This window comes from Marinospirillum celere (assembly GCF_900112235.1).
Classification (GTDB): domain Bacteria; phylum Pseudomonadota; class Gammaproteobacteria; order Pseudomonadales; family Halomonadaceae; genus Marinospirillum; species Marinospirillum celere.
The window spans coordinates 297,203-313,103 of sequence record NZ_FOLH01000003.1 but is presented as its reverse complement, the minus strand read 5'-3'; the positions used below and the strand labels follow the sequence as shown (position 1 = coordinate 313,103).

The window sequence follows — 15,901 nt, the reverse complement described above, 5'->3', positions numbered from 1 at the left end:
TAGTAGCCGCCAAAAGCGAAGATTCTTGCTTAATGTTTCAAGGGAAAACGCCAGGCTAACCAGAGGGCGGGCAGTGAAAGAACAAATAATAACCAGAGGGCGTGACTGGGTTGGCCTGTCCAGTCAGCAAGGCTGCCGCCCAAGAGCGGCACGAAAAAGGACAGGCTGTAGGCCAGGGTGAAGGCGCCGGCAGCCAGGCGGCCTGCCTGTTTGCCGGGGAGTAGTTGCGGTGGCAGGGCCACCAGTAGTATCAGCAGGATACCCGCCCAGAAGCTGAGCAGGAAAGCAAAGACCAGGCTGATCCAGCCACTGGTCAGCAAGAGCCCCAGCATTCCCAGCAGACTACACAGGGTTGAAAGGATAAGCGGCCCACGGCGGGCAACCCAGCGTTCGGCAAGAGCCAGCATTGCCAGAGAAGCGGCGACCTGAGCGAGATTGAACCAGAAAAAGGCCGCTTCCAGGCGCTGCATTTCCCCCCGTTCTTCCAAAAGGCTACCCAGATAGGCATTGGTTCCAAAGAACAGAGAGGCACTGGAGGCCAGCAGCAGGCCAATGCGCCACAGAAAGGGGTCTTTCCAATCGGGTAGCCAGTGAACCTCGTCCACCTTATCATGGCTGGAGGTGTCTTCTCTTTGCCGGGGTAAAAAGGTAGCGATGACTACCAAAAACGCAGGTAAAGACCAGGCGATCAGAGTCGCTCGCCAGGAACCTTCCAGCAGCGGCATTAGGACAGGCAGAGTCACCCCAGCCCCCAGAAATTCACCCATCAGCATGCCATTCATGTAGACAGCTGTGCCCAGGGCCAGCTTTTTGCCATCCAGCCAACGAGGGAGTAGAGCCGGTAACGAAGGCTGCATAATGGCAATGCCCAGACCCATCAAGAGGGTTAAGAGTATCAGCAGGGTCAGGCTATCGGTTAGACCACGGGCCGCTGAGGTGGTGGCAACCAGAGCCAAAGCCAGAGCCAGGCTGTTACGGGCACCCAGACGCATGATGGCCAGGGAGCCAATCAGTGCCCCCAGGGACAGCATCAAAACGGGTAAGGTCGTTAGACTACCGAGTAGTGTTTGGGAGAGCTGGAAGTCGGCATTGATAAAGGGAGCCAGCGGCGGGATCACCAGAATCGGCAGGCGTAGATAAAGACCCAGCAGCCAGAGTAATGTCAGGGCCAGGAAAACCCTGGCCTTGTCAGAAGTGAGGTGCATTATAGCCGCATTTCAATGCCCTGATCAGCCATAAAACGCTTGGCTTCAGGGATGGAGTAGGTACCAAAATGGAAGATGCTGGCGGCCAGTACGGCATCAGCCTGGCCTTGCTGAACGCCATCGACGAGATGTTGTAGGTTGCCCACGCCGCCGGAAGCGATCACCGGCACGGCCACAGCATCAGAAATGGCACGGGTTACGCCCAGATCAAAGCCATTTTTAGTGCCGTCTCTGTCCATGCTGGTTAGTAGCAACTCACCGGCACCCAGGCCAACCATTTTTTTGGCCCATTCCACGGCATCCAGGCCAGTGGCCTTACGCCCGCCGTGGGTGAAAATCTCCCAGCGATCTGCTTCACCTTCAGCCGAAACCTTCTTGGCATCAATGGCAACGACAATACACTGGCTGCCAAAGCGCTCGGCGGCTTCACGAACAAACTCGGGGTTAGTGACTGCTGCGGTATTAATGGAAACCTTGTCAGCCCCGGCATTCAGCATAGTACGAATGTTCTCGCAATTACGAATACCACCGCCCACAGTCAGGGGAATAAATACCTGACCGGCAATCTCTTCGACCATCTCCACCGTGGTGCCTCGGTCTTCATGACTGGCGGTGATATCCAGAAAGGTAATCTCATCGGCGCCCTGGTCGTTATAGCGTTTGGCCACTTCAACGGGATTGCCCGCATCACGGATGCCAACAAAATTAACGCCCTTAACGACACGGCCTTTATCGACATCAAGGCAAGGAATAATACGTTTGGCCAGTCCCATTTTTTCTCCTGAAGTTTAAAGCGCACGTCTAGTCGCTGGAGTATTCCAGGCTGTGTGTCGGGTGCTGGTCTGGCAGGCTGTCTGCAACAGGAGGTTGCAGACAGAGCTTACAGGGACGTATTCACGCGTCCTGACAGACCAGGTACCCGACAGAAGCAGCCGGGGGTATCAAGCTCGCTTTTACAAGGCAACCTTGCCGCGAGCCACGAACTACATCTCCTGCCAGAGCTTACAGGGATGTATTTACGCGTCCTGAAAAGTAATGGCCTGCACCCTCGAAGCTCGTGAAGGTGCGAGATTTCTTATCGATCGTCTGCCAGCTTCTGCGCTTCAGCCAGATTGAGGCTGCCTTCGTAGATGGCGCGGCCAGTGATGGCACCCAGGATGCCCTGGTCGGCGACCTTCAGCAGGCGTTCAACATCGCCCAGGTCGGTCACGCCGCCCGAGGCAATCACCGGCAGGCCACCTTGCTGGGCCAGTTCGACAGTGGCTTCCAGGTTGACGCCCTGCATCATGCCATCGCGGCTGATGTCGGTGTAAACAATGCTGGAGACACCATCATCGGCAAAACGCTTGGCCAGGTCAGTGGCCTTGATGTTGGAGACTTCAGCCCAGCCATCGGTAGCCACCAGGCCGTTTTTGGCATCCAGGCCGACAATAATATGACCGGGAAAGAGTTTGCACATCTCGGTGACAAATTCCGGTTCTTTTACAGCCTTGGTGCCGATAATCACCCACTGGACGCCTGCTTCCAGGTAGTGCTCGATGGTTTGCGCGGTGCGTATACCGCCGCCAATTTGAATCGGCAGGCCGGGGTTGGCGCGGGCAATAGCCGTCACGGCTTCGCCATTAACAGGTTGACCGTCAAAAGCACCGTTCAGATCAACCAGATGCAAGCGGCGGCAGCCTTCATTCACCCAGCGTGCAGCCATTTCGACCGGGTCATCACCATAGTTGGTGGAGTCTTCCATGCGACCTTGCTTGAGGCGTACGCACTGGCCATCTTTTAAATCAATTGCGGGAATAATCAGCATGTCAGGGTTTCCAGAATAAAAAGTTTTCCAAAAGCTTGAGTCCCGCCTGGGCGCTTTTTTCGGGGTGGAATTGTACCGCCGCGACATTGTCTTGAGCCAGGGCGGCATGCAGGGTCACGGGGCCGTAGTCGCAGCTGGCAAGAATCTGCTCTTGCTGTTCGGCAGCGACATAGTAGCTGTGTACAAAATAAAAGCGTTCGCCACTGGGGATGCCTTGCCAAAGGGGGTGGTCAGCTTGTTCGGGAGTGACCTGGCTCCAGCCCATGTGAGGGACCTTCAGGCGCTGGCCCTGGCTGTCTTGCAGGTTTTCACCAAAGAATTTGACCTGGCCTCGGAAATGGCCCAGGCAATCCACGCCGCCGTTTTCTTCACTGGCTTGCATCAGGGCCTGAAAGCCAACACAGATACCCAAAAAGGGTTTGTTGTTCAGACTTTCGCGAATGATGGGGACCAGTCCAGTTTTGTGCATTTCGGCCATACAGTCGCGAATCGCACCCACACCGGGTAGAACCACCCGCTCGGCTTGGCGAATGATGTCAGGATCAGAAGAAATGCCGACGCTTTTCTTGCCGGCTGCCATTTTTTCCAGGGCCTTGTGAGCTGAATGCAGATTGCCCATACCATAATCAATAATGACAACTTCAGGCTGTGCAGAGTCCTTGTCCTTGATTTCAGTCATTACAACACGCCCTTGGTGGAAGGCGTTTGCCCGGCCATGCGCTCATCGGGGGACAAGGCCATGCGCAGGGCGCGTCCAAAGGCCTTGAAGATGGTTTCGGCCTGGTGGTGGGCGTTGAAGCCTTTCAGGTTATCAATATGCAAGGTGACCTGGGCGTGGTTAACAAAACCTTGGAAGAATTCCCAAAACAGCTGAGTGTCCAGGCCGCCAAGGCTGGCGCGGGTGAATTCCACGTCCATAAACAGGCCGGGGCGTCCGGAAAAGTCGATAACTACGCGCGACAAGGCTTCATCCAGCGGAACATAGGCATGGCCATAGCGAACGATCCCTTTTTTGTCGCCCACGGCCTGAGCAAAAGCCTGACCCATAGTGATGCCCAGGTCTTCAACACTGTGGTGGTCGTCGATGTGGCGGTCACCAGTCATCTTGATGTCTATATCAATCAGGCCATGCCGAGCGACTTGATCCAGCATGTGGTCCAGAAAACCTATGCCAGAATCACTGGAAAATGTGCCAGTACCATCCAGGTTGATTTCAACCTGAATTTTCGTTTCCAGGGTGTTGCGGGTTACACTTGCGGTTCTTGCCGTCATTGCTAGGGTACACCTATAAGGTTCGAGTCTTTAATGATTTGATTATACCAGTGTCAACGCAGAAAGGCAGTTAAGAGCCTTTTATACTTATGATAGTTGCAGGCTACAATAAAGTGGCCGTATATTTTTTAAAGGTCATGTCATGCCCGTTCAAATCGTAGAAGTCAATCTGCAGGCACTGGAAGAACATCCGGATTGGCGTGCTGATCTGGAGAAAATTTATTCAGAAGCCGAATCACTCAGGCGCAGCTTTGAAGATCAGGCTCTGGAGGCGCCTGAGTTTGTTGAAGCTGTGCTTGAAGATCAGGATAGCTGGTTTGCAGGCGCTCTTTTTAACGACCATTTGATAGGGGCTGTTTTGGTGACTCAGTCTCAGGATTCTTGGTATCTACGTCATCTTTGTGTTCGAGAAGTAACTCGGCGCAGGGGAGTTGGTAGCCGTTTGATGGCTCTGGTAGCTTCCAGCGCACGTGCCAAGGGCTTGGATGTTTGGGTGCCTGGTAAACAGCTGACCCTTGCCGATCAAATGCTGGTAAGGCGCTTGGGTTATACACACCATCCGGAAACAGGCGACTTCTTGCTTGAATCGGCTTGATTTTTTTAGGTTAAGAGCAACAAATGACGGTTTCTGAGCAACAGATAACAGCAAGTCACGGTGCTGAGCAGGCCCTTGCCGATGTTTTGGCGGCCATTCCAGCAGGAATCGTGATGTTGGACCAGCAGGGGCGTGTCAGTCAGGCCAATGAAGTGGCTTTGGAGCTCTTGGGAGAACCGCTTAGAGGTGCTGCCTGGCTGAAGGTGGTCCAGCGGGCTTTTGCACCCCGTAGTGATGATGGACACGAGGTTTCTCTTAAAGATGGTCGTAAAGTGAGTCTGTCGATCAGCTCTATGTCGGGTGAGCGAGGGCAGCTGATTTTATTGCAGGATTTGACAGAAACCCGGCGTCTGCAAGATCAACTGGCCCGTCATGAACGCCTCTCCTCCATGGGGCATATGGTGGCTTCTCTGGCTCATCAGCTGCGCACCCCTTTATCAACAGCCCTGCTTTATGCCGGTCACCTGCAAAAAGAAGGGCTGGAAGAGCATCAGCAGCAAAAATTTGCCACTAAGTTGAAAAGCCGTTTGCAGCATATGGATCAACAAATACGTGATATGCTGATCTTTGCCAAAGGGGAAACCCGAATGGCAAGAAGGCTGGCCGTCGAGGAGCTGGCTGGTTCGTTGCAGGAAGCTGTTCAGCCGGTTATTGAAAAGCATCAGCTGCATTTTGACTGGCAGCTTCGGCTGACCCCCAGTGAGTTGGTTGTCAGCTTGGATTCATTGGTTGGCGCTGTACTTAATCTGATTAATAATGCCGTTGAAGCCAGTGATCCACCACCTGCTATTGCCCTGCATTTAGAAACGGTTGCTGACTTGCCTGGGCATCAGGGCATGCACCTGCTGCTTTGTGTGGCCGATGAAGGGCCAGGTATTCATCAAGAGCAGGTGGATCGAGCGCAGGAACCCTTTTATACCACCAAATCCCAGGGTACCGGCTTGGGTCTGGCAATCGTTCAGGCCGTCGTTAAGGCTCACCAAGGACAATTTTGGCTGCAATCACGCCCAGGCGAAGGCACCCGCGCCTGGATTGCCTTACCCATGGATGCAAATGCTGAACCTTGAAGGTTCTGAGATGTTCTGGAGAACTGTCAATGCCACAGGTTTTGATTGTTGAAGATGATGCGGATTTAAGAGAAGCCCTGGAAGATACCCTAGACCTTGAGGGTTGGGATTATCTCTCCGCTGTTAATGGAAGAGATGCCCTCAAACTGCTGGAAAAAGAAAGCGTTAAGGTTGTGGTTTCTGATGTCAGTATGCCGGTTATGGATGGTTATCAGCTCCTTGATGAGCTGGGACAAAAGCATCCAGGCTTGCCGGTTATCCTGATGACTGCCTATGGCTCGGTTAGCCAGGCTGTTGAAGCCATGCGTCAGGGTGCTGTGGATTACCTGGTTAAGCCTTTTGAGCCGGATCTGCTGGTCAAGTTGGTTAGGCCCTTGCTGGAAGTCAATTCGCTGGCTGCAACTGCCAATGAGGGTCCACTGGTTGAGGACCCTGCCAGTAAAGAGCTGTTGCAACTGGCAGGCCGTGTTGCCAAGAGTGATGCTTCCGTTATGATTGGCGGCGAATCAGGCACAGGTAAGGAGGTTTTGGCGCGCTATCTGCATTTACATTCCCCGCGTGCCAAGAAACCCTTTGTGGCCATCAATTGTGCAGCCATTCCTGAAAGCCTGCTGGAAGCTACTCTTTTTGGTTATGAAAAAGGGGCCTTTACCGGCGCTAATGCCAGTACGCCGGGCAAATTTGAACAGGCTGATGGGGGCACACTTCTGCTTGATGAGGTTTCAGAAATGCCTCTGGAGCTTCAAGCCAAGCTGCTTAGGGTATTGCAAGAACAGGAAGTTGAGCGTTTGGGTTCACGTAAAACCTTGAAGCTGAATGTGCGGGTTCTGGCAACAAGTAACAGAAATCTTAAAGAAAGTATTCAACAGGGTAGTTTTCGTGAAGACTTGTATTATCGGTTAAATGTTTTCCCTCTGGCCTGGCCTCCACTGCGTGAACGCAAGGGCGATATCCTGCCTCTGGCTAAAGCGCTGATGGTCAAGCATGCCCAGCGTATGGGTGTGAATCAGGTCCCTGATTTGAGTCAGGAGGCCGAGAGCCTGCTTTTGCAACATAGTTGGCCGGGCAATGTTCGCGAATTGGAAAATGTCATGCAGCGGGCGTTAATCATGGCAACTGGCAAGCAAGTGACAGCGAATAGTATTATTATAGAAGGGAATAACCCTGTTGAGCCTGCTGCAGTTCTTGAGACCAAGCCTCAAAATAATCGCGCCACCACTACAGAAGCCTTGAAAGAGGATTTGAAAGAGCAGGAATTTCAAATGATTCTGGATGTACTTGAACAGGAAGGTGGACGTAAAAAAGAAACTGCTGAGCGCTTGGGTATCAGTCCACGTACGCTACGCTATAAATTGGCTAAAATGCGTGAGCTAGGGCTTCTTCAGGAAGACTGAGACTGCTGCTTGGTTTAATTAAGTGTAGTGCAGAATGACCTGCTGAAACATTTAGTAGCAGTATTTCAAGCTAAATTATAGGATGATGGAGTAGTCATAGAGTTATCAATTAGGTAGAGTAGGTCAACTGACGGCTAAAATTGGCTAACTTATTGTTTTCCTGCACTTAGCAGGTCAAAAATATGTCAAATGATGCATTTCAATTCTTTCATAAAAAATGCATCTAAACAAAATATAAATTTGAGGGTGTCCTGACATGGTTGAGCGCGCTGATATTTCAAGTGTTCTGTCCCAGATACGGGCCAGTCAGCAAGGTGTAGATTCGAGCTTTGCATCTGCGGCTTTTGCCCAGCGTGCCCCTTTGGTTAAAGGGCTACAGGAAGGTGCGGGAGTTGCGGGTGTTGAGAAACCGGCCGATATCAAAGAGGTTCCCTCTTTTTCCAGCTTACTGAAGCAGGCAGTAGATAATGTTAACGGACACCAGAAAGCGGCAAATGACCTAAGAACCCGCTATGAGCTAGGTGATCCCAATGTGGATATCACCAATGTGATGATTGCTGCCCAGAAGTCGAGTGTGTCTTTTGAGGCCATGACACAGGTAAGAAACCGGTTGGTCGGTGCTTATCAAGAAATTATGCGGATGCCTATCTGAGCCTGAGCGGTTCAGGGTGGAATTAACTGGGGTTATTGAATGGAAAATGCGCCTGCCAATGTGGCTGCTGATGACGGGGCAGAAAAACAACTACCCGAATCCAGCAAGTCAGAAGCCAGCAGTGCTACCACCAATCCAGCTGCTGATAGGGAAAAGCAAGGCAAGTCCGGGTTGTTGAAAAGTGGCAGTAAGGCAGAGGCCTTGCTTTCTAATTTCAACCAGCTGGATGTTCTTCGCCAAATGGCGCTTTTGGTTGGTTTTGCAGCAAGTATTGCTTTGGGTTTTGCAGTAGTTCTCTGGTCTCAGTCTGATAGCTATCGTCCACTTATGTCCAGCCTTAATGAGGTGGACTCTTCTGCTATTGTTGAAATTCTTGAACAAAACCGCATCGGTTATCGGATCGATACCTCGTCTGGCGCTCTGCTGGTCAGGGAGGCCGACATTCATCAAGCGCGAATGAAGATTGCTGGCGCAGACATTAGCCAACCCAATACCGTTGGTTACGAGTTGCTTGAGCGGGATCAAGGCTTGGGCACCAGCCAGTTCATGGAAAACGCCCGTTATCTACGTAGTATTGAAGGTGAGTTGGCTCGAACCATATCCAGCTTAGATAGTGTTCGTCAGGCCCGAGTTCACCTGGCGGTTCCTCGACAGTCTGTATTCATGCGCGATCAGCGCAAACCTTCCGCTTCGGTTTTTTTGAGCCTGACTCCGGGCCGAAGTCTGGATCCTTCTCAAGCCAGGGCAATGATGAGTCTGGTTGCTTCCAGTGTGCCTCAGATGTCACTCGAAGATGTCACTATTGTTGATCAGCGCGGCAACCTGCTCTCCCAGCGGGAAGAGAGTGAAAGTGACAAGGCGATGGCACGTCAGTTGGAGCATACACGCCTTGTTGAACAAAGGGTGAATGAGCGTATTCGCTCCATACTGGAGCCCATTGCCGGACCTGGGCGTTTCCAGACGGCGGTTTCAGTTGATGTTGATTTTACTCAGGTAGAGCAAAGCTCTGAGCAGTTTAACCCGGATATGCCGGCGATCCGCAGTGAGCAGACAGTTGATGAAGAGCGGGTTGGTGACTTTGGACCTCTGGGTATTCCCGGAGCACTTTCCAATCAACCGCCTCAGGATGGTTTTGCACCTGAGCAGGCTGAAGGTGGTGGTCAGGGCGCGGGTGGTACTAGTAATCGCCGCTCTCAGGCAACCCGCAACTTTGAGCTGGATAGAACTCTGAGCTATTCGCGTAATGATGCGGGCCGAATCGCCCGTATGACCGTTGCGGTAGTGATTGATGACCTGATCCAACGTAATCCAGAGACCGGCCAGGCTGAGCGTCAACCCTGGAATGAAAATGAAATTGAGCGAATCACGACTTTGGTTCGCAATGCTGTAGGCTACAGCGCCGCTCGGGGAGATAGTGTTAGCGTTATCAACTCTCCCTTTGTGGAAAGTGAATTGGATGAAATGCCAGAACTGCCCTTCTGGGAGCAGCCCTGGTTCTGGGATGTTGCCAAGCAGGCCTTGGCTGGCCTCTTTATCCTGATCCTTATTTTTGGTGTGCTTAGACCTATTCTGCGCAATCTGGCAACCAAGTCCGATAAGGATCTTGAAGATGCAGATATGGATGATCTGGCACCCCTGGATGGCGGCTTGCCCGATGATCAAGTTACCTTGAGTGCTTCCGACGATCCTCTGTTGGCACCACCAAGTGACCTTTATGAACGCCAGCTGAATGCGATACGTGCATTAATTGCTGAGAACCCTGGCCGTGTGGCCCAAGTAGTCCGTCATTGGGTAGTGAGTGATGAGTGAAGAAGATCTCTATGCTGAAAACCTGACCTCGCTGGAACGGGCGGCTATCCTGCTGATGTCTCTGGGTGAGACAGATGCTGCACAAGTACTCAAGCATATGGGTCCTAAAGAAGTGCAGAAAATCGGTCTGGCGATGTCTCAATTGCAGAATGTCAGTCGTGCTCAGGTTGAAGAAGTGCTGGGCGACTTTCTTGAAGATGTCGGTGAGCAGACAGGTCTGGGCGTGGGTGCGGACAGCTATATCCGCCGCATGCTGAGCGAAGCCCTGGGTGAAGACAAAGCCAATGGTTTGATTGACCGTATTCTGCTGGGTGGCAATACCACGGGTCTGGACACGCTGAAATGGATGGAGCCCCGTGCTGTTGCGGATATTATCCGTTTTGAACACCCCCAGATTCAGGCCATTGTACTTTCTTATTTGGACCCTGATCAGGGCGCTGAAATTCTGCGCTTCTTTGACCCCAAGGTCCGTTTGGATGTCACCCTGCGTGTTGCTGCTTTGGAGTCAGTTCAGCCCCAAGCCCTGCAGGAATTGAATGATATCCTTGAAAAACAGTTCTCTGGCTCGGGTGGTACGCAAACTACCAGCATGGGTGGTGTTAAGGTGGTTGCCAATATCATGAACAACCTGGACAGCTCCATTGAAGGTGATCTGATGGATGCGATCAAGGAAGTTGATGAAGCCTTGGGTGAAGAAATTGAAGACCTCATGTTTGTCTTTGACAACCTGGCTGACCTGGATGACCGTGATCTACAGACCTTGCTGCGTGAAGTGAAGCCAGAAACCCTGACCCTTGCCCTCAAGGGTGCCGAAACTCGGGTTCAGGAGAAAATCTTTAAGAATATGTCTAAACGTGCCGCCGAATTGCTGCGTGACGACCTGGAAGCCCAGGGCCCTGTCCGTGTCAGTGAAGTTGAGTCGTCTCAGAAAGAAATTCTGGGTGTTGCTCGACGCTTGGCAGAAGATGGCACGATCAATTTGGCATCTGGCGGCGACGAAATGCTATAAGGAAACCCTTTGGGACTGCAGTTGGCTGCAGGCAGTCCGGCCTTTGAATTTGAGGACGTCTTGTGCCCCATAGAAAACGCATTCCTGCCAATGAGAAGGTGCCTTTTGAGCGCTGGGAAATGCCGGATCTCACCGGTGTTCGTAAGCGCATCGCCCAACGTCTTGATGAGCTTAAAGAAGAAGAGCAAGGCGAAGCGGAAGAAAAGGCACCTAGCCCACCGACTGAAGAAGAAATTCAAGCGATTCGTGAAGAGGCTCGCAGCGAAGGCTATGCTGCAGGTTTTTCTGAGGGACAGGCGGCAGGCACAGCAGAAGGCCGTGCTCAAGGTTATCAGGAAGGTGAAGCTCAAGGTCAGCAGGCAGGCCTTGAAGCTGGCTATCAGCAGGGTTTAGAGCAGGCACAGCATGAAATTGACCAACAACTGGCCCGCCTGCAAAGCTTGATTCAACAGCTGCAAGGGCCCATCAACGCCCTGGATCAGGATGTCGAAGCAGGTTTGCTGTCACTGGTTGATCTGATCAGTCGTGCACTTTTAAGACGCGAAATCAGTATCGACCGGGACTTTTTGGGTGAAGTGCTCCGTGAAGCTGTTGCTGCCTTACCGTCAGGTCATGAACGCCTGCGTATTTTTATTAATCCTGAAGACCTCCCCCTAGTCGAAGCTATCCGGCATGAACTGCTGGAGGATTATCGTTTGGTCACAGACCCGAAGATTACTCCCGGTGGTGTGCGTGTCGAGACACTACAGAGTTTGGTGGACTGCACGCTGGAAAACCGTTACAAAAAGGTTATCGATTCACTTTTAGATGCGGGTTATCAGCAAGTTGATCAGGATTTTTCACCCCTTTCCAGGGATGTTTTGGCTGAACCTGAAGCCGCACCCCTGCAGGAACCTACCCAGCCCGAACCTGAGCCTGAACAGGAACCTGAGGTTGAAGCCGGAGCACCCGATGCTGAAGAGGATGCAGGTGGTGTTGACCCCGAAGACTACCCGCATCAAGAATATAAAGCGCCGGAACTGGCTGAGCAAAAACCAACTGAACCTGTGGCCAAGGTTAGTTTGCAACGCGGTTCTGCTCCTCGGCATCTACCACCCCTGGACGAGGCTTCAGACGAAGCTCCAGCTGAAGCCGAGGAGCCGCAACCCACAGAGCCTACTCCTGCCAAACCAAGCCAGGCTCCAGAGTTAAATCAAGAGGAAGCTGCCTCTGCCGAGCCCGATGAAAGCCCTGAGCCGGAAGAGAATCAAGATCCGGCCCCAGCACCTGAAGAGCCTCTGGCTGACGAAGACGTTTCAGAGCACGAAGACTTTCCTGAGGAAGTTGCGAACACTGTCGACCAAGAGGAAGCAGTGCCTGAAGCTGAGCCACCCTTGACTGATGAAGATGAGGATGACTTTTTTGAGCAGCTCTTGGGTGAAAATCAGGAAGCATCCGCTTCAGCACCGCAAAACCCAGAACATCCAAACCCAGAACCTGAATCCGAACAGGAGAAGGTTTGGGCTCCTGAATCTGTCCACGAAGTGCGCTATCTGGATGATCCTGATGCAGTTATGGAAAGCACCTGGGAAAAGGATTTTCAGGACGAAGATGCTAACGCTGGTACTGAAGAGGCTGAAACGGATGAATCCACCGCTGGAAATCCTGAAGAAGCCTTGGATGAATTGCTGAAATTCGAAGAAGACGAAGACAGTCCACAAGACGCTTCAACTGATGATGACCAGGGTGGCAAATATGGTTGATTCCAGTCTTGCTGAGCGTCTTAAATCCTACCAGCAGCAATTGCGCCCTGATGAGCCCCTGGTCGAAGGCCGTCTGGTACGCATGGTGGGCCTCACCCTGGAAGCTGTAGGCTGCAACCTGCCGGTGGGCTCTTATTGTTATATTGAAAGTGTTTCCGGGACACCTGTTGAAGCTGAGGTTGTCGGCTTTGCAGCTGAGCGTATTTATCTGATGCCCTTAAAGAGTGCTGAGGGCTTAAGGCCGGGAGCCAGAGTTACCCCTAATAAGCGTGCCCTTCAGGTTCCGGTTGGCTTTGGCTTGCTGGGTCGGGTGCTTGATGGCTATGGGCGGCCTCTGGATGGCAAGGGTGCACTGGCATCTGAAGGAGAAACCAACCTTAATGGCAAGGTGATCAACCCTCTGGAACGCCACCCGATCGATACGCCCTTGGATGTGGGTGTGGGGGCTATTAATGCCATGCTAACAGTGGGTCAGGGCCAACGCCTGGGTCTTTTTGCAGGCAGTGGTGTGGGTAAGTCGGTTCTTCTGGGTATGATGACCCGCTTTACCAAGGCCGACATTACCGTGGTGGGTTTGGTGGGTGAAAGGGGCCGGGAGGTTAAGGAATTTATTGAGCAGATTCTGGGACCTGAAGGCATGGCGCGCTCTGTTGTTGTTGCTTCGCCAGCGGATGATGCTCCCCTGATGCGTCTTAGAGCTGCACAAATTACTCATAGTATTGCGGAATACTACCGGGACAAGGGCAAGAATGTGCTCTTGTTGATGGATTCATTAACCCGCTACGCTCAAGCCCAGCGTGAAATTTCATTGGCCGTGGGTGAACCTCCGGCAACCAAAGGCTATCCGCCTTCCGTTTTTGCACGTATTCCCCAGTTGGTTGAGCGTACGGGTAATGCTGCCAAAGGCAAGGGATCCATTACCGCCTTTTATACCGTGCTGACAGAAGGTGATGACCAGCAGGACCCTATAGCTGATGCGGCCAGGGCGATTTTGGACGGGCATATCGTCCTGTCCAGACGCCTTGCTGAAGAAGGCCATTATCCGGCCATTGATATTGAGGCCTCTATCAGTCGTGCCATGCCGCAGATAGTGACTCCAGAGCACTTGGCTCGGGTGTATCGCTTCAAGCAGCTAATGGCGCGCTATGAACAAAATAAGGATCTGATTAATGTCGGGGCCTATACTCGGGGTAGTGATCCGGAAATTGACTTGGCGATTGGCTTGATGCCCGCCATGAAAGAGTTTTTGCAGCAACCACTGGACCAGCAGCAAGATTTTCTGACCAGTAGTCAGCGTCTTGAGCTCTTGGCCAAAGCCATGAGGACGAACCGCTCTCAATAGTTACTGGCGCTTAGGAGAAGGTGATGAGTCGTCAAAAACGTCTGCAACCTGTATTGCGCTTGGCGGAAGGCAAGGCAGAAGAGGCTAGCCGCGCACTGGGTTATTTGAATCAAAAAATTGAGCAGGAAGCGCAAACCAAAGAACAGCTGAAAGGCTATGAGAAGGAATACCTGCAATTGATGCGCTGTGGCGATGAGCCGGGCCGACGTATGGATATTCAGGCGGTGCTTCGCTACCAGGCTTTTGTCCAGCGCTTGGAGCATGCACAAATCCAGCAGCAGGAGCAGATAGAGTTGTTGCAGCGGCAAAAAGACCAGGTGACGGAACACTGGATCAAAACACGAGCAAGAGTAAAGGGCCTGGAATCGATTATTGAATCGGCGCGCCGTGAAGAAGAGCGCGAGGCTGAGCGTAAAGAGCAAAAGCTTGCTGATGAGTTCACCAGTACACGCTACGCAAGAAATTCTTAAGCCTGGCACAGTTTCTGCATGGTTTTAGGGCAACCCAAGAACGAGACTGCCCTTTGATTAAAACAGGGCTAGCATCCAGCGAGAGCTTAGCCAATGAATTCACCAGCAAATTTACATATTTTTCTGGACACCCAACCTAGCAGGCCGGCTGATTTCAACAAGTCGCCCTCTGCTCCTTCAGCATCCAAACAGGACTTTGAAAAACAGCTACAAGGCACTCGTCATCAGCAGTCTTCAGAAGCCACTCGATCAAAAGAGCAGCGAGACAGCGCCCAGCAACGCCTGGATGTGCGCAGAAAGTCCGATGAGCAAGCGGCTGCTTCGAAATCTACTTCAAAAACCAACGAAAAGCAGCAGGTAGCCGATGCACGTTCATCTGAGCAGCCCTCAAACTCTCGAACAGTTAGGGATAAAGATGGCCTGGACGGAAAAGAACTGCCGCAGGGTGGCGAAAAATTGCCGCTGCCTGAAAAAACCAGTGAACTGCTTGCCTCTTTGAGTGATGAGCAGGCGGATAAGCTGCTTAAGGATGTCAGCCAGTGGCTGCAGGGTTTATCCGATGAAGATTTGGAAAAACTGAAACAGGCACTTCTTGATGGTGACCTGGCCAGCCTTGAAAAGCTTCTCCCAGAAGATTTACAGCAGCATCTTGAATACCTGGCAAGCAATCTGGGTAAGGATTTGGAAGACCTCTATGCGGGTGTTCAGCAATTGTTGGCCAGTATCCAACAAGCGGGTGTTGATGTTCGCCAGATCAGTGCTTTGCGTTCTGATGCTTCTGGCTTAAAACTGGAAATGTTGGCGGGGAATTCGACAGACCAGCGATCAACAGCTGGTCGCCCGGAAATCAGCTTGCAGGAAACCAGTCAGCGTAGTCAGGAGCAAGGCCGGGATTTTTCCGGAGGCCGTGAAGAGCTACAGAATAAGCGCCAGGAACGACTGGAAGCGCTGGTTTCCCGCTTGAGCCGAGGCGATCTTTCTTCATCCTCAGTCAATCGGGGTGGCGGAGAATCCATGCAGCAACTGATCCAGGCAGCGAGCCAGGGGTTGGGTAATACGGTTACCGCCCAGCCGACAGCAGCACGAATGGCGGCCAGTATGCCAACTATGCCTTCCATGGCACAGGCGACGGCCCAGGCCAATGCAGAAGCCTTATCAAATCGTATTACCATGATGCAAGGGCGAGGTATGCAGGTGGCGGAAATGCGCCTGGATCCCCCTGATTTAGGTAACTTGAGAATACAAATTCGTATGCAGGGTGATCAGGCTTCTGTTATTTTGCAGTCACCCAATGCCCAGGCCAGGGATCTGCTGGAAAATGCTTTGCCTCGCTTGAGAGAAATGCTGGAAGAGCAGGGGTTGTCCCTGGTAGATGCCTCGGTTTCTGAAGAGTCGATGGGTGATGATCAGCAGGGTGATGAGCAAGGAACAGGTGGGGGGCAGGGCTTGGCCTCAACAGAAACAGAGGATGCTGAAAAAATTGCTTACTTTGAAGAGCCCTTGGGTCTGATAGACTATTACGCCTAGTTAAACGGAG

The 15,901-nt window shown here is 52.2% G+C and carries 15 protein-coding genes; 10 read left to right on the top strand and 5 right to left on the bottom strand.

The genetic code is table 11. The annotated features are described in order from the left end of the window. Positions 1 to 29: 29 nt before the first annotated feature. From BM185_RS08540 to hisB, 5 genes are all read right to left on the bottom strand, one after another. Positions 30 to 1,205, bottom strand: coding sequence for an MFS transporter (locus BM185_RS08540; RefSeq protein WP_218149420.1), 1,176 nt, complete (start codon positions 1,203 to 1,205; stop codon positions 30 to 32). Continuing rightward, entirely contained in the window at positions 1,205 to 1,978 is a 774-nt protein-coding gene (gene hisF / locus BM185_RS08535; protein ID WP_091962111.1) for an imidazole glycerol phosphate synthase subunit HisF, read from the bottom strand. Before hisF ends, BM185_RS08540 begins: the two co-directional genes overlap by 1 nt. Positions 1,979 to 2,280: 302 nt before the next feature. Beyond that, positions 2,281 to 3,012, bottom strand: coding sequence for a 1-(5-phosphoribosyl)-5-[(5-phosphoribosylamino)methylideneamino]imidazole-4-carboxamide isomerase (hisA, locus tag BM185_RS08530; RefSeq protein WP_091962108.1), 732 nt, complete (start codon positions 3,010 to 3,012; stop codon positions 2,281 to 2,283). A gap of 1 nt (position 3,013) precedes the next feature. Next, positions 3,014 to 3,691, bottom strand: coding sequence for an imidazole glycerol phosphate synthase subunit HisH (gene hisH, locus BM185_RS08525; RefSeq protein ID WP_091962107.1), 678 nt, complete (start codon positions 3,689 to 3,691; stop codon positions 3,014 to 3,016). Beyond that, complete coding sequence (gene hisB, locus BM185_RS08520; RefSeq protein ID WP_091962104.1) at positions 3,691 to 4,284, bottom strand: imidazoleglycerol-phosphate dehydratase HisB; 594 nt, start codon at positions 4,282 to 4,284, stop codon at positions 3,691 to 3,693. Before hisB ends, hisH begins: the two co-directional genes overlap by 1 nt. A 142-nt stretch (positions 4,285 to 4,426) precedes the next feature. On the opposite strand from hisB, the gene BM185_RS08515 reads away from it, so the two are divergent. The 10 genes from BM185_RS08515 to BM185_RS08470 all read left to right on the top strand — a co-directional run bounded on the left by BM185_RS08515 (position 4,427) and on the right by BM185_RS08470 (position 15,891). Beyond that, positions 4,427 to 4,879 carry an acetyl-CoA sensor PanZ family protein gene (locus tag BM185_RS08515; RefSeq protein WP_091962101.1) on the top strand — a complete coding sequence of 151 codons (453 nt, stop codon included), beginning with the start codon at positions 4,427 to 4,429 and terminating at the stop codon, positions 4,877 to 4,879. 23 nt (positions 4,880 to 4,902) lie between these two features. Further along, a complete protein-coding gene (locus BM185_RS08510; protein WP_091962097.1) occupies positions 4,903 to 5,946 on the top strand; it encodes a sensor histidine kinase in 1,044 nt (347 codons plus the stop codon). A gap of 29 nt (positions 5,947 to 5,975) precedes the next feature. Continuing rightward, positions 5,976 to 7,340: a sigma-54-dependent transcriptional regulator gene (locus BM185_RS08505; RefSeq protein WP_091962094.1), complete on the top strand. Its 1,365-nt coding sequence runs from the start codon at positions 5,976 to 5,978 to the stop codon at positions 7,338 to 7,340. Positions 7,341 to 7,596: 256 nt separating this feature from the next. After that, entirely contained in the window at positions 7,597 to 7,992 is a 396-nt protein-coding gene (gene fliE, locus BM185_RS08500; protein WP_091962092.1) for a flagellar hook-basal body complex protein FliE, read from the top strand. 39 nt (positions 7,993 to 8,031) lie between these two features. Continuing rightward, entirely contained in the window at positions 8,032 to 9,801 is a 1,770-nt protein-coding gene (gene fliF, locus BM185_RS08495) for a flagellar basal-body MS-ring/collar protein FliF (protein WP_091962087.1), read from the top strand. Beyond that, positions 9,794 to 10,810, top strand: a complete 1,017-nt coding sequence (fliG, locus tag BM185_RS08490; protein ID WP_091962085.1) for a flagellar motor switch protein FliG — start codon at positions 9,794 to 9,796, stop codon at positions 10,808 to 10,810. Before fliF ends, fliG begins: the two co-directional genes overlap by 8 nt. Before the next feature lie 62 nt (positions 10,811 to 10,872). Continuing rightward, entirely contained in the window at positions 10,873 to 12,552 is a 1,680-nt protein-coding gene (locus BM185_RS08485; RefSeq protein WP_091962082.1) for a flagellar assembly protein FliH, read from the top strand. Then, positions 12,545 to 13,894, top strand: coding sequence for a flagellar protein export ATPase FliI (gene fliI, locus BM185_RS08480; RefSeq protein WP_091962080.1), 1,350 nt, complete (start codon positions 12,545 to 12,547; stop codon positions 13,892 to 13,894). Before BM185_RS08485 ends, fliI begins: the two co-directional genes overlap by 8 nt. A gap of 23 nt (positions 13,895 to 13,917) precedes the next feature. After that, positions 13,918 to 14,364: a flagellar export protein FliJ gene (gene fliJ, locus BM185_RS08475; RefSeq protein ID WP_091962077.1), complete on the top strand. Its 447-nt coding sequence runs from the start codon at positions 13,918 to 13,920 to the stop codon at positions 14,362 to 14,364. A 93-nt stretch (positions 14,365 to 14,457) separates the two neighbouring features. Further along, the gene (locus BM185_RS08470) at positions 14,458 to 15,891 is read left to right on the top strand and encodes a flagellar hook-length control protein FliK (RefSeq protein WP_091962075.1); all 1,434 of its coding nucleotides are present in this window, start codon (positions 14,458 to 14,460) and stop codon (positions 15,889 to 15,891) included. Positions 15,892 to 15,901 lie beyond the last annotated feature (10 nt).